A 21,151-nucleotide genomic window follows, 5' to 3' on the forward strand; every position below is an offset into this window, starting at 1 on the left:
GTCACATCCGTCACTTATGTGCGCTTTGCTCCACCTGCGTGTTAACGTGGAACACCTGCATCAGGGAATCGTGCACGACGGCCGGAGTAGACCAACATGCCCATGACCGAACCCACCCCTCCTCGCGACCCCAGCCGGTCCTCGGACACCTCGACCGGACGCTCGTCCACCCGCCGCTCGAAGGCGCTCCTCGCGACCATGCCGATCGTGCTGGTCGGCTCGCTCGCGGTGAGCCTCGGCATGGCGACGCCGGCGGAGGCCGCTCCCGTGAAGCGGGTGCCGAAGGCCAAGTCGGGCCCCACCCAGACCAAGCTCCCCCGCGTCGCGGCACCCGCCGTCGCGTCGACAGCCGCCGCGTCGACGGCCGCGCCCACCGTCGCCGCACCGGCGACGTACGTGGTCGAGCAGGGCGACACGGTCTCCGGCATCGCCGGCCGCTTCGGCATCTCCACCGCCTCGGTGCTCGCGCAGAACGGCCTCGGCTGGAAGACCACCATCTTCCCCGGGCAGACGCTGACCCTCGGAGGGTCGGGCTCGGCCCAGGCCGCCGCCCCCGCCGCGTCGTCGGGCTCCGGCTCGAGCTACACCGTCGTCGCGGGCGACACGGTCTCCGGCATCGCGGGCAAGCACGGCGTCTCCACGTCGGCCGTGCTGCAGGCGAACGGCCTCCAGGCGACCACCACGATCTTCCCCGGCGAGAAGCTGACCATCCCGGGCGCCTCCGCATCCGCCGCTCCCGCCGCTCCCGCGGTGCCGGCCAGCGCCTCCCCCGCCGCCAAGCAGGGCCTCTCCGGCACGTACACGATCGAGACCGGCGACACGCTGCACAGCATCGCCCAGGCCTCCGGCGTGACGGTCCAGGACCTCCTGAACGCCAACGGCCTCAACTGGTCGAGCATCATCTACGCGGGCAGCAGGCTGACCATCCCGCACGCCTCCACCTCGGTGGTGCAGGTCGCGTCGCTCAGCGGCACGACGATCATGACCGACGAGATGCGCGCCAACGCGCGGGTCATCGTCTCGGAGGGGCGCAAGGCGGGGGTCAGCGACTACGGCCTGGTCATCGCGCTCGCGACGGCGGCGCAGGAGTCCACGCTCCGCAACCTCGACTGGGGCGACCGCGACTCCATCGGCCTGTTCCAGCAGCGCCCGAGCCAGGGCTGGGGCCAGCCCGCCGACCTCCACGACCCGGTCTACGCGTCGCGGGCGTTCTTCGGCGGCAGCGTCAACCCGAACCCCGGCGCCACGCGCGGTCTCCTCGACATCCCCGGCTGGAAGTCGATGACCGTCACGCAGGCGGCGCAGGCCGTGCAGTACTCGGCCTACCCGGACGCGTACGCGAAGTGGGAGGCGTCCGCCTGGGCGTGGCTCGACGAGATCGGCTGACGCCCATCCGCGTGCGCACCCGCGCGACGGCGCACCGGTGTGCCGGGGAGGCCGCGGCACCGGCGATCCCTAGAATCGTCCAGTGACCTCCAGCCCGACCGACCCCATGATCGGCCGTCTCCTCGACGGCAGGTACCAGGTCAGGTCCCGCATCGCGCGCGGGGGCATGGCGACCGTGTACGTCGCCACCGACCTGCGCCTGGAGCGTCGCGTGGCCGTCAAGGTCATGCACGGGCACCTCGCGGACGACAGCGCGTTCCGCGACCGGTTCATCCAGGAGGCGCGCTCGGCCGCGCGGCTGGCGCACCCCAACGTCGTCAACGTCTTCGACCAGGGGCAGGACTCCGACATGGCATACCTCGTCATGGAGTACCTGCCCGGGATGACGCTGCGCGAGCTGCTGCAGGAGTACGAGCGGCTGACGCCCGAGCAGACCCTCGACATCCTCGAGGCCGTGCTCTCCGGGCTCGCCGCCGCCCACAAGGCCGGCATCGTCCACCGCGACCTCAAGCCGGAGAACGTCCTGCTCGCCGACGACGGGCGCATCAAGATCGGCGACTTCGGCCTGGCGCGCGCCGTCAGCGCCAACACGGCGACCGGGCAGGCGCTGCTCGGCACGATCGCGTACCTGTCCCCCGAGCTCGTCACCCGCGGCATCGCCGACACCCGCAGCGACATCTACGCGGTCGGGATCATGATGTACGAGATGCTCGCCGGGGAGCAGCCCTTCAAGGGCGAGCAGCCGATGCAGATCGCGTACCAGCACGCGAACGACCAGGTGCCGACCCCCAGCACCGCGAACGCGTCCGTGCCCGTCGAGCTCGACGAGCTCGTGCTCTGGGCCACCGCCCGGGATCCCGAGCAGCGCCCCCGCGACGCACGAGCCCTCCTCGACGAGCTCTACGCGGTGCAGAACCGGCTCGACGCCCGGTCCGGCGACCCCGCGCCGCTCCAGCGGACGGTGGTCTTCCCGAGCGCGCCCGCGCTGCCCCCGGTCACGACCGGCGAGACGCAGGTCGTCGGCGGTCCTCCCGTCATGACGCGGCAGGAACCCGAGCACGCGGAGCCGGAGTCCGTCACGGCCCTCGCCGCCGCCGGACAGCGCCGCCGCGCGCGCGGCTGGGTGCTCGCGCTCCTCATCGTGATGCTCGCCGCCCTCGCCGGCGGCACCGGCTGGTACTACGGCCAGGGGCCCGGCGCCCGCGTGCCCGTCCCGCGGGTGGCGGAGATGGCGGTGGATGACGCGGCGGGCACGCTGCAGGGCCAGGGGTTCGTGGTCGCGCGCGCCGAGGAGCCGAGCGTCGACGTCGCGGTCGGGCACGTCACGCGCAGCGTCCCGGCGTCCGGCACGCCCGTCGACCAGGGATCCACCGTCACCCTCTACGCGTCCACCGGGCCGCAGCTCCTGGACGTGCCCGACGTGGTCGGCAGCACGGAGGGCGACGCGCGCACACGGCTCGAGGGCGTGCCCTTCGTCGTGCAGGAGGCGACCATCCGGCAGTACGGCGACGCGGAGCAGGGGACGGTCGTCCAGGTGCTGGACGCGTCCGGCGCGCCGATCGGCGCCCAGTACCCGGAGCAGCAGCCGGTGACCCTGGTGGTCGCCGCCGGCCGGATCCCCGACGTCCACGGCCGCTCGGTGGACCAGGCCGTGGCCGCGCTCGCGCAGGCCGGCCTCGTGGGCGAGCCCGGCAAGCAGAGCTTCAGCGACGACGTGGACAAGGGGGAGGTCATCTCGGTCTACCCCCTGGACCAGAACCCCGTCCGCTCGGGCCTCGACGGCGCGCCCGGCAGCAAGGTGGGCCTCGAGGTCTCGAAGGGGCCCGACCTCGTCGCCGTCCCCGGTGTCGTCGGGCTGACGCGCGACGAGGCGAAGGCGAAGCTCGACGCGGCCGGCTTCAAGTACGCGTACTCGGCGTTCTGGGACGCGCTGCCCAACAGCATCACGCGGGTGGCCTCCGCGAGCCCCGAGGCCGACGCGCTCGCCCGGCGCGGGTCGACGGTCAACCTCGGCATCACCGCCTCCGGCTGAGACGGCTCGCGCAGCCGCCGGCGCGCCCACCGGAGACGACGATGCCCCGCGGTCCTCGAGGACCGCGGGGCATCGTCGTCGGAGCGGGTCAGCCGCGGGCGGCGGCGAGCTCCTCCGCGACGAGGAACGCGAGCTCGAGGCTCTGCATGTGGTTGAGGCGCGGGTCGCACAGGGACTCGTAGCGCGTGGCGAGCGTGGCCTCGTCGATGTGCTCGGATCCGCCGAGGCACTCGGTGACGTCGTCGCCGGTGAGCTCGATGTGGATCCCGCCCGGGTGCGTGCCGGCGGCGCGGTGCGCCTGGAAGAAGCCCTGCACCTCGTCGACCACGTCGTCGAAGCGCCGGGTCTTGTAGCCCGTGGGCGTGGTGAGCCCGTTGCCGTGCATCGGGTCGGTGACCCATAGCGGGTTCGCGTCGGACGCCTTCACGGCCTCGAGCAGGGGCGGCAGCGCGTCGCGGATCTTCCCGGCGCCCATGCGCGTGATGAAGGTGAGGCGTCCGGGCTCCCGCTCCGGGTCGAGCTTCTCGATGAGCTCGTGCACCGTCTCGGGCGTCGTCGACGGGCCGAGCTTCACGCCCAGCGGGTTGCGGACGCGCGAGAGGAAGTCGACGTGCGCGCCGTCGAGGTCGCGCGTGCGCTCCCCGATCCAGATGAAGTGCGCCGAGGTGTTGTACGGCGTGCCCGTGCGCGAGTCGATGCGGGTCATGGGCCGCTCGTAGTCCATGAGCAGGCCCTCGTGGCCGGTGTAGAACTCGACGCGCTTGAGGTCGTCGAAGTCGGCGCCGGCGGCCTCCATGAACTTGATGGCGCGGTCGATGTCGCGGGCCAGCTGCTCGTAGCGCTGGTTGGCCGGGTTCGCGGCGAAGCCCTTGTTCCAGCTGTGCACCTCGCGGAGGTCGGCGAAGCCGCCCTGCGTGAACGCGCGGATGAGGTTCAGCGTGGAGGCCGCCGTGTGGTACCCCTTCACGAGGCGCGCGGGATCCGCCGCACGGGACTCGGGCGTGAAGTCGTACCCGTTGACGATGTCGCCCCGGTACGCGGGCAGTGTGAGGTCGCCGCGCGTCTCGGAGTCGCTCGAACGGGGCTTGGCGAACTGGCCGGCCATGCGCCCCATCTTCACGACGGGCATGGCCGCGCCGTAGGTGAGGACCACGGCCATCTGCAGCACGGTCTTGACGCGGTTGCGGATCGCGTCGGCCGTCGCGCCCGCGAAGGTCTCGGCGCAGTCGCCGCCCTGCAGGAGGAACGCGCGACCGTCCGCGGCGGCGGCGAGACGGGAGCGCAGCAGGTCGACCTCGCCCGCGAACACCAGCGGCGGCAGCAGCGCGATCTCGGCGGAGGCGGCGTGGACGGCCGCGGCGTCCGGCCACTGCGGCTGCTGCTTGACCTCGAGCGTGCGCCAGTGGTCGAGTCCCGCGAGGACGTCGGGGTGGGCGGGGACGAGGTGCTCAGATGCCACGGTGGGATCCCGGTTCGTGTCGTGCGCGAGGTGCGCGGTGGAGGCGGTGCGGGAGACGGTCAGCGGGCCGCGCTCGCGCGCTTCTCCTTGACCGAGGTCGCATAGACGTCGACGTACTCCTGGCCGCTCAGCCTCGAGAGCTCGTACATGATCTCGTCGGTGATGGAGCGGAGGATGAAGCGGTCTCCCTCGAGGCCGGCGAACCTACTGAAATCTAGCGGCTCGCCGATGACCACACCAATCCGGCGGACCTTGGGGATGCGGGTGCCGATGGGCATGACCTTCTCGGTGTCGATCATCGCGATCGGGACGACCGGGACCTCGCCCTCGAGGATCATGCGGGCCACGCCCGTGCGGCCGCGGTACATCTTGCCGTCGGGGCTGCGGGTGCCCTCGGGGTAGATGCCGAGCATGCGCCCCTCGGCGAGCACGCGGAGGCCCGTGTTGAGCGAGGCCTCCGACGCCTTGCCGCCCGAGCGGTCGATGGGGAGCATCCCCGTGGCGGTGAAGAACATCTTCGTGGCCCAGCCCTTGAGGCCCGTGCCCGTGAAGTAGTCGCTCTTCGCGAGGAAGACGAGGTTGCGGTCGACCAGCAGCGGGAGGAACACCGAGTCGATGAACGAGAGGTGGTTGCTCGCGAGGATCACGCCGCCCTTGGCGGGGATGTTCTCGAGGCCCGTGACCCAGGGGCGGAAGGTGCTCCGCAGGAGGGGTCCGGCGACCAGGTTCTTCATGAACCAGTAGAACATCGGGTGGCCACCTTCCGGGCGGGGTCGGGATCCAGCATAGCCAGCGGAGCCGCTGGCGCCCGGCAGGCGCGGGGTCAGGCCCCGTGGCGCAGGGCGGCCGCGTGGAGCCGGGCGAGGTCCGCGGCGCCCACGACGCCGGCGTCGTTGACGAGCTCGGCGATGCGGAACTCCGGCTCGGGGTGGTAGCCGCGTGCGGGCAGGTGCGCGACGTACGCCTCGCGGATGGGGTCGAGCAGCAGGTCGCCGGCCTGGGCGACGCCGCCGCCGATCACGAACATCTGCGGGTCGAGGATGGCGCCGATGCTCGCGGCGGCCTCCCCCAGCCAGCCGCCGAGGCGACGGAGGGCGAGGAGCGCTCCGGGGTCGCCGGCCTGGATGAGGTCGCTGACGTCGTGACCGGTGAGCGTACCCACCTCCCGGCGGCGGGCCGCGAGGCCCTCGCCGTGCGTGCCGCCCAGGTCGGCGAGCTCGTCGGCGGTGCGCAGGAGCGCGCGGCCGGATCCGTACTGCTCGATGCAGCCGCGGGCGCCGCAGCCGCAGGGCAGGCCGTCGGGCACGACGCGCATGTGGCCGAGCTCGGCACCCGCGCCGAAGCCGCCGCGGAAGAGCCGGTCGTCCGCCACGATGGCGCCGCCCACGCCCGTGCCGATGGTGAGGGTGACCATGTCGCTGACCAGGCGGCCCGCGCCGTAGCGGAACTCGGCCCAGCCCGCGGCGTTCGCGTCGTTCTCGATGACGATGGGCAGGTCGATCCGGCCGCGCAGCTTCTCGCGCACCGGCTCGTTGCGCCAGTTGATGTTCGGGGCGTAGTAGACGGTGGACTGCGCGGCGTCGATGAAGCCGGCGGCCGCGACGCCGACCGCGACCACGTCGGGGTGCTGCGCGCGGAGCCGCGCGACCATGCCGACGACCGCCTCGACGATCGCCTCCGGGCTGCTGGCCTCGGTGGGCGTCCGCTCCTCGGCGGCGATGACGCCGAGCTCGTCGACCACCGCTCCCGCGATCTTGGTCCCGCCGATGTCGATCCCTATTGCATGCACTCCGCGGGCCCTTCCTCATCGTCTCGCCCGTCGATCCTACTGACGTGCCCGACGCCCCCGACCGGGGACGAGCGCCCGGCGACCGCGCGACGTTACTCTGGGAGCATCCATTTCCGGTACCGAGGGAGTTGCCGTGGAACAGCACACCATGCCCGCCGTCGTCGAGGCCAGACCCGACGACAACATCACCGACGTCCTGGTGCACCGCGTGAGGACGAGCCCCGACGCTCCGCTGTTCTCGCTGCCGGACGGGGACGGGGGCTGGAGCGACGTCACGGCGTCCGAGTTCCACCGGCAGGTCATCGCGCTGGCCAAGGGGCTCGTCGCGTCGGGGATCCAGCCGGGCGACCGGATCGGCATGATGTGCCGCACGCGCTACGAGTGGACGCTCGTCGACTTCGCCGTCTTCTTCGCCGGCGCCGTGCTCGTGCCCGTCTACGAGACCTCCTCCCCCGGCCAGGTGCACTGGAACATGCAGGACTCCGGCAGCGTCGCCGTGATCCTGGAGTCCGCCGAGCACTTCTCCCGCTTCGACGAGGTCCACCCGGAGCTGCCGGCCGTGCACCACGTGTGGCAGATCGACCTCGGCGACCTCGACAAGCTCGCCGAGCAGGGCGTCGACGTGCCGGACGCCGAGATCGAGAGGCGGCGGAACCTCGCGGTCGGCTCCGACATGGCGACCCTGATCTACACGTCCGGCACCACCGGGCGCCCCAAGGGCTGCATCCTCACGCACGCGAACTTCGTCGAGCTCGCGCGGAACGCCGAGGTCGCGATGGAGGAGGTCGTGCAGGTGGGCGCCTCGACGCTGCTGTTCATCACCACGGCGCACGTCTTCGCGCGCTTCATCTCGATCCTCAACGTGCAGGCCGGCGTGAAGACCGGGCACCAGGCCGACACGACGCAGCTGCTGCCCGCGCTCGCGTCGTTCCGCCCGACCTTCCTCCTCGCGGTGCCGCGCGTGTTCGAGAAGGTCTACAACTCCTCGGAGCAGAAGGCGGAGGGCGCCGGCCGCGGCAAGGTCTTCCGGAAGGCCGCCGAGGTCGCCCACGCGCACTCGGTGGCGGTCGACGCCGGCAGGGTGCCGTTCGCGCTGAAGGCGCAGTACAAGCTGTTCGACGCGCTCGTGTACTCGAAGATCCGGCAGGCGATGGGCGGACGCGTGCGGTACGCCGTGAGCGGATCCGCGCCCCTCGGGCTCCGCCTCGGCCACTTCTACCGGTCCCTGGGCCTCACGATCCTCGAGGGCTACGGCCTCACGGAGACGACGGCGCCGGTGAGCGTGAACCTCGTGAAGGGCTTCCGGATCGGCACGGTGGGACCCGCGCTGCCCGGCGTCTCCACCCGGATCACCGACGACGGCGAGATCGAGGTCAAGGGCGTCAACGTCTTCGACGGCTACTGGCAGGACGAGGAGGCCACCGCGGCCGTCTTCGACGACGGCTGGTTCCGCACGGGCGACCTGGGCAGGTACGACGCCGACGGCTACCTCACGATCACGGGCCGGAAGAAGGAGATCATCGTCACCGCCGGCGGCAAGAACGTCGCGCCGGCCGCGCTCGAGGACCCCATCCGCGCGAACCCGCTCGTCGGGCAGGTCGTGGTGGCGGGCGACCGGCGGCCGTTCATCTCGGCGCTCATCACGCTGGATCCGGAGATGCTCAAGGTCTGGCTGGGGAACAACGGGCAGGACCCCGCGATGACGCTCGAGCAGGCGTCGCAGAACCCGGCCGTGCTCGCCGAGGTGCAGCGCGCCGTCGACGCGGCCAACGCGACGGTGTCGCGCGCGGAGTCGATCCGGAAGTTCGTCGTGCTGCCGGTGGAGCTCACGGAGGCGGCCGGGCACCTGACGCCGAAGCTCAGCATCAAGCGCCAGGTGGTGCTCGAGGCCTTCGCCGACGTGATCACGCGGATCTACGAGGCGGCGCCGACCACCGAGGGGCACTCGCTGGTCCACTGATCCCGACGGTCGGCCCGCGCGAGCGCGCGGGCCGACGTCGTGCTCAGAACCAGTCGGACTCGCGCACCTGCTTCATGGCCTCGCGGCGCCGCTGCTTGTCGAGCCGGTCGAGGTAGACGAGGCCGTCGAGGTGGTCGACCTCGTGCTGGAAGGCCTGCGCGAGCACGCCCGTGCCCTCGATGCGGACGGGCTTCCCGTCGAGGTCGAGCCCCGAGATGACGGCCTCGGGGTGGCGCATGGTCGGGAACCAGAGGCCCGGGACCGAGAGGCACCCCTCGTCGACGAGCACGGCCTCGCCGCGGAGCTCCTCGATCACGGGGTTCAGGACGTAGCCGAACGCCGGGCCCACGTTGTAGCTGAAGGCACGGAGGTTGACGCCGATCTGCGCGGCCGCCACCCCGGCGCGGCCGTCGGGGCGCACGCTGTCGAGGAGGTCCTCGACCAGGGCGCGGACGCCCTCGTCGATCTCGTGGATCTCCGACGAGACGGTCTTCAGCACCGGATCGCCGAACAGGCGGATCTGTCGTTCAGTCATTCTCTGCTTCCGTGGGTGGTGGGGCGGCGGGTCAGGATCGACCGGCCCCCTCGGGCGCGACGCCTCCCCCATTCTCCCGTGCCCAGTCGGCCACCGCGGACTCGGCGCTGAGCAGCGCGTTCTCGACGACCTCGGTGACGGCCGGGTGCGGCCAGTACTGCGCCCGCGCGAGGCCGGTGACGCGGTGGCCGAGGCTCGCGGCCGTGAGCAGCGGCTGGATGAGCGCGGCCGAGTCCGAGCCGATGATGTGCGCGCCGAGGATCGTGCCGCCGTCGCGCGGATCCACGACGAGCTTGCAGAAGGACGTCGTGTCCTCGAGCGCCCAGCCCCAGGCCGTGGACGAGTACGGCTGCTCGATCGTGACCACGGGACCCGCCTCGCGCGCCTCCGCCTCCGTGAGCCCGAACGAGCCGATCTGCGGGCGCGAGAACACGGCCTGCGGCACCGGGCCCGGCGCTCCGCCGACGAGGTCGTCCGGGTGCAGCAGGTTGTGCTGCACGACGCGGGCCTGGTGGTTGGCCACGTGCTTGAGCTGGTGGTCGGAGCTGATGTCGCCGAGCGCGAAGACGCCGGGCACGGGCTCGCCGTCCGCGAGCACGCGCTGCTGCGCGTCGACGACGATGCGGCCGTCCGCGTGCAGGTCGTAGCCGGCGTTCGCGACCGCGAGCGTGTCCGTGTTCGGCACGCGGCCGAGCGCCACGAGCACGGCCTCCGTCTCGACCAGGTGGCCGGACGCGAGGCGCGAGCGGAGCACGTCGCCGTCGCGCTCGATCTCCTCCACCTCGCAGTCGGTGATGACGTCCCACTGCGTGCGCGCGAGCGTCGTGAAGCGCGTGGAGACGTCCTGGTCGAGGTTGCCGAGGAGGTGCGCGGAGCGGGCGACCTGCGTCACGTGCACGCCGAGGTGGCTGAAGACGTGCGCGAACTCCGCGGCCACGTAGCCGCCGCCCACGATGAGCAGCGAGGCGGGCAGCGCGGCGATGCGCATGATCGAGTCGGAGTCGTGGATGTCCGGGTCCGGCGCGTAGACCGCGGGCAGCGGGCGCGGACGCGAGCCGGCCGCCAGCACGATGCGGTCGGCGGTGATGCGCTGGCCGCTCGCGGACACGAGGACGCCCGGCGCCTCGAACCCCACGCTCTCGCGCAGCAGCGTGACGTTCTCGGAGCCGCTCTCGCGCCACTCGCGGCCGCCCTCGCTGATGGCGTCGATGCGCCCGAAGACGCGGGCGCTGATGGCCGGCCAGTCGACGGCGTCCACCGACGCCCGGATGCCGAGGGCCGCGCCGTCGCGGGTCTCCGCGGCGACGTCGGCCACGTGCACGAGCATCTTGGTGGGGATGCACCCCGCGTTGAGGCACGTGCCGCCGAAGTGCGCGCCGTCGTCGACGAGGAGCACGCGCTGGTCGGCGAAGCGCTCGTCGACGATGGAGTTGCCGGATCCGCCGCCCACGACCACGAGGTCGTAGTGCTCGTCCTGCTGCGGGTCCTGGTCCGTGGGGGTCATCCGGTGGCTCTTCTCTCAGTTCTCGACGACCACGAGCAGGTCGCCCGCGTCGACCTGCTGGGTGGTGGGGACGGCGAGGCGCGCGACGCGGCCCGCGACGGGCGAGGTGATGGCCGCCTCCATCTTCATCGCCTCGATCGACGCGACCGGCTGGCCGGCGGCGACGACCGCGCCCTCCTCGACCTTGAGGGTCACCACGCCCGAGAACGGCGCGGACACGTGGCCCGGCTTCGCGGGGTCGCCCTTCTCGGCCGCGACGGCGGTGACCGCGATGCCGCGGTCGCGCACGAAGACGGGACGCAGCTGTCCGTTCATGACGACCATGACGGTGCGCATGCCCGACGCGTCCGCCTCGCCGACGGCCTCGAGCCCGATGAGCACCTCGACGCCCCGCCCGATGCGGACAACGTGCTCCTGGCCCGGCCGCAGGCCGTGCAGGTAGTCCTCGGTGTCGAGCACGGACAGGTCGCCGAAGAGCTCGCGGATGGTCTCGAACTGCTCGGTGGGCTGCGGGAACAGGAGGCGGTTGAGCGTGTGCCGCCGGGCGGCGCCGGGGACCTCGAGCGCCCGCCGGTCGTCGTCGGACAGCGGCGTCACGCCGATGCGCACGTCGCGGCCCTGGAGGACGCGCGTGCGGAACGGCTCCGGCCAGCCGCCCGGGAGGTCGCCCAGCTCCCCCGCCATGAAGCCGACGACGGAGTCGGGGATGTCGTAGTCCTGCGGGTTCCGCTCGAAGTCGGCCGGGTCGGCCTTCGCGGCGGCGAGCTGGAGCGCGAGGTCGCCGACGACCTTCGACGACGGGGTGACCTTCGGGATCCGGCCGAGGATCCGGTCGGCCGCGGCGTACATGTCCTCGATGAGCTCGAAGTCGTCGGCGAGCCCGAGGGCGATGGCCTGCTGGCGCAGGTTCGAGAGCTGCCCGCCCGGGATCTCGTGCCGGTACACGCGGCCCGTGGGGCCCGCGAGCCCGGACTCGAACGGGCGGTAGAGGCGGCGCACCGCCTCCCAGTACGGCTCGAGGTCGCTCACCGCGTCCAACGAGAGGCCGGTGTCGCGCTCGGTGTCGGCGAGGGCCGCGACGAGCGCGGAGGCGGATGGCTGGCTCGTGGTGCCCGACATGGGCGCGCTCGCGACGTCGACCGCGTCCGCGCCCGCGCGGCTCGCGGCGAGCAGCGTCGCGAGCTGGCCGCCCGCGGTGTCGTGCGTGTGCACGTGCACCGGCAGGTCGAACTCGCGGCGGAGGGCGGTGACGAGGAGCTCGGCGGCGGCCGGGCGCAGGAGCCCGGCCATGTCCTTGATCGCGAGGACGTGCGCGCCGGCGGCCACGCTGCGCTCCGCGAGGCCCAGGTAGTGGTCGAGCGTGTAGAGGTCCTCGGCCGGATCCAGCAGGTTGCCCGTGTAGCAGAGGGCGACCTCGGCGACGGTGGTGCCGGTGGCGAGCACGGCGTCGATGGCCGGGCGCATCCGCTCGACGTCGTTGAGCGCGTCGAAGATGCGGAAGACGTCGACGCCCGTGGCGGCCGCCTCCTGCACGAACGCGTCGGTGACCTCCGTCGGGTACGGCGTGTAGCCGACGGTGTTCGCGCCGCGCAGGAGCATCTGGATCGCGACGTTCGGCAGCGCCTCGCGGAGCGACGCGAGCCGCTCCCACGGGTCCTCCCCGAGGAAGCGGAGCGCCACGTCGTAGGTGGCGCCGCCCCAGGCCTCGACCGAGAGGAGCTCGGGCGTCGTGCGGGCGACGTACGGGGCGACGGCCACGAGGTCGCGGGTGCGGACGCGCGTGGCGAGCAGCGACTGGTGGGCGTCGCGGAACGTCGTGTCGGTCACGGCGAGGGCCGTCTGCGCGCGCAGCGCCTCCGCGAAGCCGCGCGGGCCGAGCTCGAGCAGGCGCTGTCGGGATCCCGCGGGCGCCGGCACCCGGAGGTCGACGTCGGGCAGCTTGTCGACGGGGCGGACGACGGCGGTGCGCGGTCCGTTCGGCTGGTTGACCGTGACGTCGGCGAGCCAGTTGAGGATCCGCGTGCCCCGGTCCTTCGAGACGTTGCTGCGCACGAGGCCCGGTCGCTCGTCGATGAAGGAGGTGCTGAGGTCGCCCGCCTGGAACGCCGGGTCGTCGAGCACCGCCTGCAGGAACGGGATGTTCGTGGAGACGCCGCGGATCCGGAACTCGGCGAGGGCGCGCTTGGCCCGGGTGACGGCGGCAGGGAAGTCGCGGCCGCGGCACGTGAGCTTCGCGAGCATGGAGTCGAAGTGGGGGCTGATCTGCGCGCCGGTGGCGACCGTGCCGCCGTCGATGCGGATCCCGCCGCCGCCCGGCGACCGGTAGGTGGTGATCTTGCCGGTGTCGGGCCGGAAGCCCTGCGCCGGGTCCTCCGTCGTGATGCGGCACTGGAGCGCGGCGCCGTGCAGCACGATGTCGTCCTGCGCGAGCCCCAGGTCGGCGAGGCTCTCCCCCGCGGCGATGCGCATCTGCGACTGCACGAGGTCGACGTCCGTGACCTCCTCGGTCACCGTGTGCTCGACCTGGATGCGCGGGTTCATCTCGATGAAGACGTGCTGCCCGGCGCGCGGCCCCTCCGTGTCGAGCAGGAACTCCACCGTGCCGGCGTTGACGTAGCCGATGCTCCGGGCGAACGCGACGGCGTGCGCGTGCATGGCGTCGCGGATCGCCGGGTCGAGGCCGGGCGCCGGCGCGATCTCCACGACCTTCTGGTGCCGGCGCTGCACGGAGCAGTCGCGCTCGAAGAGGTGGACGGTCTCGCCGGTGGCGTCCGCGAGGATCTGCACCTCGATGTGCCGGGGCCGGAGCACCGCCTGCTCGAGGAACATGGTCGGGTCGCCGAACGCGCTGTCCGCCTCGCGCATGGCGGCCCGCAGCGCGTCCTCGAGGTCCTCCGCGCGCTCGACGCGGCGCATGCCCCGGCCGCCGCCGCCCGCGACGGCCTTGGCGAAGATCGGGAAGCCGATGTCCTCGGCCTGGCGGAGGAGGAGCTCGACGTCCGTCGACGGCGGGGTCGACGCGAGCACGGGCACTCCCGCCGCGGTCGCGTGCTCCTTCGCGGTGACCTTGTTGCCCGCCATCTCCAGCACGTCCGACCCGGGGCCGATGAAGGCGATGCCGTTCTCGGCGGCCGCACGCGCCAGGCCCGGGTTCTCCGACAGGAATCCGTACCCCGGGTAGATCGCGTCCGCGCCCGACTCCTTCGCCACGCGGATGATCTCGTCGACGTCGAGGTAGGCCCGGACCGGGTGCCCCTCCTCCCCGATGCGGTAGGCCTCGTCGGCCTTCAGGCGGTGCAGGGAGTGCCGGTCCTCGTGCGGGTACACCGCCACCGTGCGGGCTCCCAGCTCGACGGCGGCGCGGAACGCGCGGATCGCGATCTCCCCGCGGTTGGCGACCAGGATCTTCTCGAACATGGCGGGGCCTCTCGTCGGATGGGGCTCGGGCACCCCCGCGTTTAGGTCTTCCCAGAGTATCGACGGTAGCCTCTCCCTCGTGCATGTACTGAGCGTCAGCTCCCTCAAGGGGGGCGTGGGCAAGACCACAGTGACCCTGGGACTGGCGTCCGCCGCCTTCTCCCGCGGCTTGAGGACCCTCGTGGTCGATCTCGACCCGCAAGCCGACGTGTCCACGGGCATGGACATCCAGGTCGCCGGCCACCTCAACGTCGCCGACGTCCTCGCCTCCCCCAAGGAGAAGATCGTCCGCGCGGCCATCGCGCCGAGCGGCTGGACCAAGGGCCGCACGGGCACCATCGACGTCATGATCGGCAGCCCGTCCGCCATCAACTTCGACGGCCCGCACCCGAGCATCCGCGACATCTGGAAGCTCGAGGAGGCGCTCGCCAACGTCGAGGCCGACTACGACCTCGTCCTCATCGACTGCGCCCCGTCGCTCAACGCCCTCACGCGCACCGCGTGGGCGGCCAGCGACCGCGTCACGGTCGTCACCGAGCCCGGCCTCTTCTCCGTCGCCGCCGCGGACCGGGCGCTCCGCGCGATCGAGGAGATCCGCCGCGGCCTCTCCCCGCGCCTCCAGCCCCTCGGCATCATCGTCAACCGCGCCCGCGTGCAGTCGCTCGAGCACCAGTTCCGCATCAAGGAGCTCCGCGACATGTTCGGCCCGCTCGTGCTGAGCCCGCAGCTGCCCGAGCGCACGTCGCTCCAGCAGGCGCAGGGCGCCGCCAAGCCGCTGCACGTGTGGCCCGGCGAGAGCGCGCAGGAGATGGCGCGCAACTTCGACCAGCTGCTGGAGCGCATCATGCGCACCGCGAAGATCGGCGACTACGCGGAGAACGCCACGCGCTGATCCGATCGCACGCACGCACGCCGCTCCTCCTCGAGGGGCGGCGTCCGTCGTCCCGGGCCCGGCCCGACGAGGGACGGGCGCTGCGGGGGTTCGGGCCTAGGAGGCCTTGACGGCGCGACGGGCGGCGAGCTCGTCCGTGGGGTCGACGGTCTGGGTGTCGATCTCGACGAGGGAGTGCTCGACCTCGCGGAGGACCTTGCCGACGGCGATGCCGAACACGCCCTGGCCGCGGCTCACGAGGTCGATGACCTCGTCGTTGCTGGTGCAGAGGTAGACGCTGGCGCCGTCGCTCATGAGCGTGGTCTGCGCGAGGTCGACGACGCCGGACTCGCGGAGCTGGTTCACGGCGGTGCGGATCTGCTGCAGGGAGATGCCGGTGTCGAGGAGGCGCTTCACGAGCTTGAGGACCAGGATGTCCCGGAAGCCGTAGAGGCGCTGCGTGCCGGAGCCGGAGGCGCCGCGGACGGTGGGCTCCACGAGGCCGGTGCGGGCCCAGTAGTCGAGCTGGCGGTAGGTGATCCCCGCGGCCCGGGCGGCGACGGCGCCGCGGTAGCCCGCGCTCGCGTCCATCTCCGGGAGGCCGTCGGTGAACAGCAGGCCGAGGTCGTAGCGCCCGGAGTCCGGGGTGGAGTCGCTCATCGTTCTGCCTTCCACCCCACAGCGCTCGCCCCGGTGGGGGTCGTGGGCTGCTCGGGTCGGTTCGTCGGGATCGTGTTCTCACGGTAGCGGGGCCCGCGGGCCCGATCAACGACATCCGGCGGAAGCGCCCGGCGTGTCGTCCCGGCCCTCCCTCGCGCCCCCGTGAGGGGTGCTCGTGGACCGGTCCCGGCGGGTCCCTCCGACGTGCGGACGGCCCCGTGCGGGCACGTCAGTCTACGGGTCGGGCCCGTCGTCGCGAGCGCCCTCAGGACGAGAGCCGGCCGAGCGCCGAGCGGATGAGGCTCCCCCGCACGACCTCGAGCTGCGTGGCGATCTCCCGCGCGAGCTCGGCCGCGTGGGCCCGGCTCGAGGCGTCGCGGCGGCGCGACACCGGCACGAGGGCCGACTCGATGAGGCTGAGCTCGCGCTCCGCCGCCTGGCGGAAGCCGCGGAGGTGGCGCGGCTCGATGCCGGTGCGCTGCAGCTCGACGAGAGCGCGCATCACCTGCACGGCCTCCTCGCCGTAGACCTCCGCGGGCATGAGCACGCCCGCGGTGATGGCGTCGCCGAGCAGCGGCGCGGTCGCGCCGGACTCGCGCACGAGCTCCGCGCGGCTGTAGCGCCGCTCCTGGTCGAGCATGGAGGTGGGCGGCGTCGTGGCCGCGCCGGGGAGCGCGGGCGACAGGCCGGCGTCGAGGTCGCGGAGGTAGGCGCGGATGACCTTCAGCGGCAGGTAGTGGTCGCGCTGCATCCCGAGGACGGTGCGGAGGCGCTCCACGTCGGCGGGGCTGAACTTGCGGTAGCCGGACTCCGTGCGGGACGGCTGCACGAGTCCCTGCTCCTCGAGGAAGCGGAGCTTGCTGTTCGTGAGATCGGGGAACTCCGGCGTGAGGCGCGCGAGCACCTGCCCGATGCTGAGGAGACCGGGGGTGCGGGCTGGCGTCGACCGGGCGGCGGACGCCGGCACTACTCGATCGTCCGGCCGGCGAGGTCGGCGCGCGAGGCGTAGAACGTGAGGCGGAACTTGCCCACCTGCACCTCGGCACCGTCCTGCAGGAGCGCCGTGTCGATGCGGACGCCGTCGAAGTAGGTGCCGTTGAGCGAGCCGAGGTCCTTGACCTGGAACGACGTGCCCTGTCGGACGAACTCCGCGTGACGGCGGGAGACGGTGACGTCGTCGAGGAAGATGTCGGCGTCGGGGTGACGGCCGGCGACCGTGACGTCGGCATCGAGGAGGAAGCGCGCCCCCTGGTTCGGGCCGCGGCGGACGACGAGGAGGGCGGAGCCCGAGGGGAGCGCCGTGACAGCGTCCTTCTCCTCGGCCGAGACGGCGTTGTCGAGGCCCGCGAGCGCGGCGCCGAGCTCGTCGCGGAAGGTGGCCGTGGTGTCCGTGCTCGTGTACTGCTCGGGCACGCGCGTGGCGCCGTGACCCTCTTCGCGTCCATCCATGGTCGTACCTCCTGTGACCTGACAGCGTAACGGATCGGACACGGCCGGGACCACGCCCGGATCCGCCCGGGCGTGGTCCCGCCGCGGTCAGCGGGCGGTGGCGCGCGGCGGCTCGTCGCCGAACCCGGCCGAGCGCGTGACGTCCGCCTCGAGGGCCTCGGCGGGCGTCGCCTGCTCGGCCTCGTGCTCGGTGCCCATGCTCTTCTCGTCGAACGGGTCGCCGCCGCCGAGGACGAGGGCGACCCGGTCGGCGTCGATGCCGCGCGTCCACGTGCCGATGAGGAGCGTGGCGACCGCGTTGCCGGTGAAGTTCGTGAGGGCGCGCGCCTCCGACATGAAGCGGTCGATGCCGACGATGAGGCCGACGCCGTCCACGAGGTCGGGGCGGTGCGACTGCAGGCCGCCCGCGAGGGTCGCGAGGCCGGCGCCCGTGACGCCCGCGGCGCCCTTCGACGCGATGATCATGAACACCAGCAGCGAGACCTGCTCGCCGAGCGCCAGGGGGCTGCCGAGCGCGCTGGCGATGAACAGCGACGCCATCGTCAGGTAGATGGCCGTGCCGTCGAGGTTGAACGAGTAGCCCGTGGGGACCGTGATGCCGACGACGGGCTTCGAGACGCCGACGTGCTCCATCTTCGCGATGAGCCGGGGCAGCGCGACCTCGGACGAGGACGTCGACACGATGAGCAGGTACTCGCGGCCGAGGTAGCGCATGAGCTTGAAGATGCTGACCCGCGCGACGAACCACAGCAGGGTGCCGAGCACCACGACGATGAAGAGCGCGCAGGTGATGTAGAAGCCGATCATGAGGGTCGCGAGGCTGATGACCGCCTGGAACCCGGTGGCGCCGACGACCGCGGCGATGGCGCCGAACGCACCGAGCGGGGCGACCCACATCACCATGCTGAGGATGCGGAACACGAGGATCTGGATGTTGCGGATCCCCTCGAGCACCGGCTCGCCGCGCTTGCCGAGCTGCTGCAGCGCGAAGCCCACGAGGAGCGCGACGAAGAGGGTCTGCAGGATGCTGCCCGAGGTGAGCGACGACAGCAGCGACGTGGGGATGATCGAGAGGAGGAAGTCCTTCTCGTCGGTCGCCTCCGTCGAACCCTCCGGCGCGCGCAGGCCGCTGAGGTCGAGGCCCTCGCCCGGGTGGATGAGGTTGCCGACGAGGAGGCCGATCGCGAGGGCGAACGTCGACATGACGATGAAGTAGAGGAGCGCGAGCCCGCCCACCCGGCCGACCGTGGCGGCCTTCGCGACCGAGCCGACGCCGAGGACGATGGTGCAGAAGATGATGGGGGCGATCATCATCTTGATGAGCGCGACGAACGCGTCGCCGATCGGCTTCAGGGCCACGCCCGTCTCGGGGGCGACGAGGCCGACGGTGACGCCGAGGAGCACCGCGACGATGACCGCGATGTAGAGGTAGTGCTGCCGGTCCAGGCGGCGGAGCGCGGCGATGGGGTTGGTCATGGGACGTCCTTGTCTCGTGAGCGGCGCCGACGCCGGGGGTGCGGCAGACGGTCCTCGACAGGATGTCCCACGCGCGGGGTGCGACCGGCGTTGTGTTCATAATGTTCCTGCCGGGGTGACGGTGCGGAGGCGGGGAGGCAGCATGGCGCGACGCGCGCTCGCCGACCGCATCCGCCGCCGGCGCCCGGGGCTCCCGCGCGGGATCGCCGCGCGTCTGCTCGTGGTCCAGCTCGCGGTCCTGCTGCTGGTCGCCGTCGTCGCGACGGCGGCGCTGTGGGCGGACTCGCGCCAGCGCGCCGAGCAGGCCGCGGCCGACCGCAGCCTCGCCGTCGCGACGACCGTGGCCGACTCGCCGCGCGTGGCCGAGGGGCTCGCGTCCGCGGATCCCACGGGCGCGCTCCTCGCCTACTCGCTCGACGTGACGCGCGACACCGGCGTCGACTTCGTCACGATCATGGACCGCGACACCGTGCGCGTCACCCACCCCGACCCGGACGAGATCGGCCGCAGGTACCTCGGCACCACGGGGCCCGCGCTCGCCGGGCGGTCGCTGACCGAGACGTTCACGGGCACGCTCGGGCCGAGCGTCCGCGCGGTGGTGCCGGTGCGGAACGCGGACGGCGGCATCGTAGGGCTGGTCGCGGCCGGGGTCACCGTCGACCGCGTCACCGGCGTGCTCGTCGCGCGCCTCCCCGGGCTCGTCGGCACGGTCGGGGCGCTGGCGCTCCTGCTCGCGGCCGGGGCCGTGCTCCTCAGCCGGTCGCTCGAGCGCACGACGTGGGGCCTCGGGCCCGAGGAGATGGCGCGCATGCTCGCGTACTACGAGTCGGTGCTGCACTCGGTCGGCGAGGGCATCGTGCTCGTCGACCGCGACCGACGGCTCGTGCTCCACAACGACCAGGCGGCGGAGCTGCTCGACCTCGACCTGGATCCGGCAGCGGGGCCCGTCGAGGTCGCCGAGCTCGGGCTGCCCGACGCGATCGAGCGGCTGCTGGCGTCGGGGACGACGGCCGACGAGGTCGTGCACCTGCCGTCCGGGCGCGTGCTCGTCGTCACGCAGCGGCCCGCGCTGCCCACGGGCCGCACCGGGATCGCGGCCCGGCTCGGCACGGTGACGACGCTGCGGGACCGGACGGAGGTCCAGCGCCTGTCGGGCGAGCTGGCGACCCTCCGGACGCTCGCCGACGCGATGCGCGCGCAGACCCACGAGTTCGCGAACCGGCTGCACACCATCGTCTCGCTCATCGAGCTGGAGCGGCCGCGCGAGGCCCTGGCGCTCGCGACGGCGGAGCTGGAGACCGACAGGCGCGCCTCCGAGGGCGGGCTGGCGGAGGAGGCGGATCCCGTGGTGCGGGCCCTCGTGCGCGGGAAGGCCGCGCAGGCCGCCGAGCGCGGCGTCGAGCTGACCGTGCGCGTCGCCGACGGGACGGGCGACCCCGGCGTGCCCGCGCCGGAGCTCGTGACGATCGTGGGCAACCTCGTCGACAACGCCATCGACGCCGCCGCCGACCCCTCCGTCGCGACCGCGCGCGGCGACGACCGCGGGCGCGTCGAGCTGTCGCTGTCGCGCACCGCGCAGGGCGCGCTCGTCATCGAGGTGGCGGACGACGGCCCGGGGGTGGATCCCGCGGTGCGGCCGCACGTGCTGGACTTCGGGGTGACCACCAAGACGGGCGACGACGGGCCGCGCGGCGTGGGCCTCGCGCTCGTGGCGCGCTCGGCCGCGCGGCTGGGCGGCCTCGTCGAGGTGGGCGATGCGGAGGCGCGGCTGGGCGGCGCGCGCGTCCGGGTCGAGCTGCCGGCGGATCCCGCCGGGTCGGCCGACGACGCGGACGCCCGTGCCCGCGGGGTGCGCGCGTGATCCGCGTCCTGGTCGTCGACGACGACGTGCTGACCGCGGAGGCGCACGCCCTCTACGTGGGGCGGCTCGACGGCTTCGAGGTGGCCGCCGTCGCGCACACCGGCGGCGAGGCGCTGCGGCTGGTGGCGGAGGCCGGGCCCGAGGGGATCGACCTCGTCCTCCTCGACATGACCCTGCCCGACCTGCACGGCCTCGAGGTCTGCCGGCGGCTGCGGGCCGCGGGACGCGCGACCGACGTCGTCGCCGTGACCGCCGTGCGCGACCAGGCCGTGGTGCGCAGCTCCGTGACGGCGGGCATCGTCCAGTACCTCATCAAGCCGTTCACCTTCGCGGCCTTCGCGGAGAAGATGGCGGCGTACGTCGGCTACCGCGAGGGCCTCGGCGCGGGCAGCGGCAGCACCACGCAGCTGCAGGTGGACCGGGCGCTCGCGGCGCTGCGCTCCCCCGCGTCCGACGCCCGGCTGCCCAAGGGCATGTCGGCGGAGACGCTCGACCTCGTGCGCGGGATCGCGCGGGGCGACGGGGCGCCGGCCCGCGACGCGGACGGCGCCGAGGGCGTCTCCGCCGCCGAGGTCTCCGGCGCGCTCGACGTGTCGCGCGTCACCGCGCGCCGCTACCTCGAGTACCTCGCCGACGTCGGCCAGGTGGAGCGGGTGCCGCGCTACGGGACGCCCGGCCGACCCGAGCTCGGCTACCGCTGGACGAGCTGACGCACCGTACGGCACGGGCACCCCGCGCGCGACCCCCGGGGC

16 protein-coding genes are annotated in these 21,151 nt (G+C 73.0%); 6 read left to right on the plus strand and 10 right to left on the minus strand.

Features of this window, described 5'->3' with window-relative positions; genetic code table 11:
- Positions 1–96: 96 nt before the first annotated feature.
- Together AES38_RS09095 and pknB are read left to right on the plus strand one after the other, a co-directional pair.
- Positions 97–1,386, plus strand: a complete 1,290-nt coding sequence (locus AES38_RS09095) for a lytic transglycosylase (RefSeq protein WP_053774692.1) — start codon at positions 97–99, stop codon at positions 1,384–1,386.
- Between the two features lie 82 nt (positions 1,387–1,468).
- On the plus strand, positions 1,469–3,418 hold the full coding sequence (gene pknB / locus AES38_RS09100; protein WP_053774693.1) for a Stk1 family PASTA domain-containing Ser/Thr kinase: 1,950 nt from the start codon (positions 1,469–1,471) through the stop codon (positions 3,416–3,418).
- An 88-nt stretch (positions 3,419–3,506) separates the two neighbouring features.
- Here pknB and AES38_RS09105 read toward each other — a convergent pair whose 3' ends face one another.
- From AES38_RS09105 to AES38_RS09115, 3 genes are all read right to left on the minus strand, one after another.
- Entirely contained in the window at positions 3,507–4,877 is a 1,371-nt protein-coding gene (locus AES38_RS09105; protein ID WP_053774694.1) for a class II 3-deoxy-7-phosphoheptulonate synthase, read from the minus strand.
- Between the two features lie 59 nt (positions 4,878–4,936).
- Positions 4,937–5,626 (minus strand): lysophospholipid acyltransferase family protein, encoded by a 690-nt coding sequence (locus AES38_RS09110; RefSeq protein ID WP_053774695.1) that lies wholly within the window; start codon positions 5,624–5,626, stop codon positions 4,937–4,939.
- A 74-nt stretch (positions 5,627–5,700) separates the two neighbouring features.
- Positions 5,701–6,666, minus strand: coding sequence for an ROK family glucokinase (locus AES38_RS09115; protein ID WP_053774696.1), 966 nt, complete (start codon positions 6,664–6,666; stop codon positions 5,701–5,703).
- A 133-nt stretch (positions 6,667–6,799) separates the two neighbouring features.
- Here AES38_RS09115 and AES38_RS09120 point away from each other — a divergent pair, with 133 nt between their 5' ends.
- Positions 6,800–8,626 (plus strand): AMP-dependent synthetase/ligase, encoded by a 1,827-nt coding sequence (locus AES38_RS09120; protein WP_053774697.1) that lies wholly within the window; start codon positions 6,800–6,802, stop codon positions 8,624–8,626.
- 43 nt (positions 8,627–8,669) lie between these two features.
- Here the strand turns inward: AES38_RS09120 and AES38_RS09125 are convergent, their stop codons facing one another.
- The 3 genes from AES38_RS09125 to AES38_RS09135 are packed head-to-tail and all read right to left on the minus strand — an operon-like array spanning position 8,670 to position 14,082.
- Entirely contained in the window at positions 8,670–9,161 is a 492-nt protein-coding gene (locus AES38_RS09125) for a peptide deformylase (RefSeq protein WP_043586449.1), read from the minus strand.
- A gap of 31 nt (positions 9,162–9,192) precedes the next feature.
- On the minus strand, positions 9,193–10,665 hold the full coding sequence (locus AES38_RS09130) for a mycothione reductase (RefSeq protein ID WP_053774698.1): 1,473 nt from the start codon (positions 10,663–10,665) through the stop codon (positions 9,193–9,195).
- 15 nt (positions 10,666–10,680) lie between these two features.
- On the minus strand, positions 10,681–14,082 hold the full coding sequence (locus tag AES38_RS09135; RefSeq protein WP_053774699.1) for a pyruvate carboxylase: 3,402 nt from the start codon (positions 14,080–14,082) through the stop codon (positions 10,681–10,683).
- A gap of 79 nt (positions 14,083–14,161) precedes the next feature.
- Between AES38_RS09135 and AES38_RS09140 the strand changes: the two genes are divergently transcribed.
- Positions 14,162–14,974, plus strand: coding sequence for a ParA family protein (locus AES38_RS09140; protein WP_043675618.1), 813 nt, complete (start codon positions 14,162–14,164; stop codon positions 14,972–14,974).
- Positions 14,975–15,070: 96 nt separating this feature from the next.
- Here the strand turns inward: AES38_RS09140 and AES38_RS09145 are convergent, their stop codons facing one another.
- The 4 genes from AES38_RS09145 to AES38_RS09160 form a co-directional block, all read right to left on the minus strand.
- On the minus strand, positions 15,071–15,613 hold the full coding sequence (locus tag AES38_RS09145) for a MerR family transcriptional regulator (protein WP_012038569.1): 543 nt from the start codon (positions 15,611–15,613) through the stop codon (positions 15,071–15,073).
- Positions 15,614–15,878: 265 nt separating this feature from the next.
- Positions 15,879–16,580, minus strand: a complete 702-nt coding sequence (ftsR, locus tag AES38_RS09150; RefSeq protein WP_053774700.1) for a transcriptional regulator FtsR — start codon at positions 16,578–16,580, stop codon at positions 15,879–15,881.
- Positions 16,580–17,062: an FHA domain-containing protein gene (locus tag AES38_RS09155; RefSeq protein ID WP_043675612.1), complete on the minus strand. Its 483-nt coding sequence runs from the start codon at positions 17,060–17,062 to the stop codon at positions 16,580–16,582. The genes ftsR and AES38_RS09155 overlap by 1 nt, the downstream gene beginning before the upstream one ends.
- Positions 17,063–17,149: 87 nt before the next feature.
- Positions 17,150–18,538 (minus strand): cation:dicarboxylate symporter family transporter, encoded by a 1,389-nt coding sequence (locus AES38_RS09160; protein ID WP_053774701.1) that lies wholly within the window; start codon positions 18,536–18,538, stop codon positions 17,150–17,152.
- A gap of 142 nt (positions 18,539–18,680) precedes the next feature.
- Here AES38_RS09160 and AES38_RS09165 point away from each other — a divergent pair, with 142 nt between their 5' ends.
- Both AES38_RS09165 and AES38_RS09170 read left to right on the plus strand, forming a co-directional pair.
- Positions 18,681–20,399 carry a sensor histidine kinase gene (locus AES38_RS09165; RefSeq protein ID WP_053774702.1) on the plus strand — a complete coding sequence of 573 codons (1,719 nt, stop codon included), beginning with the start codon at positions 18,681–18,683 and terminating at the stop codon, positions 20,397–20,399.
- Positions 20,396–21,109 (plus strand): response regulator, encoded by a 714-nt coding sequence (locus tag AES38_RS09170; RefSeq protein ID WP_053774703.1) that lies wholly within the window; start codon positions 20,396–20,398, stop codon positions 21,107–21,109. The genes AES38_RS09165 and AES38_RS09170 overlap by 4 nt, the downstream gene beginning before the upstream one ends.
- The last annotated feature ends 42 nt before the right edge of the window (positions 21,110–21,151 follow it).

The organism is Clavibacter capsici (genome assembly GCF_001280205.1).
In the GTDB taxonomy this organism is placed as follows: domain Bacteria; phylum Actinomycetota; class Actinomycetes; order Actinomycetales; family Microbacteriaceae; genus Clavibacter; species Clavibacter capsici.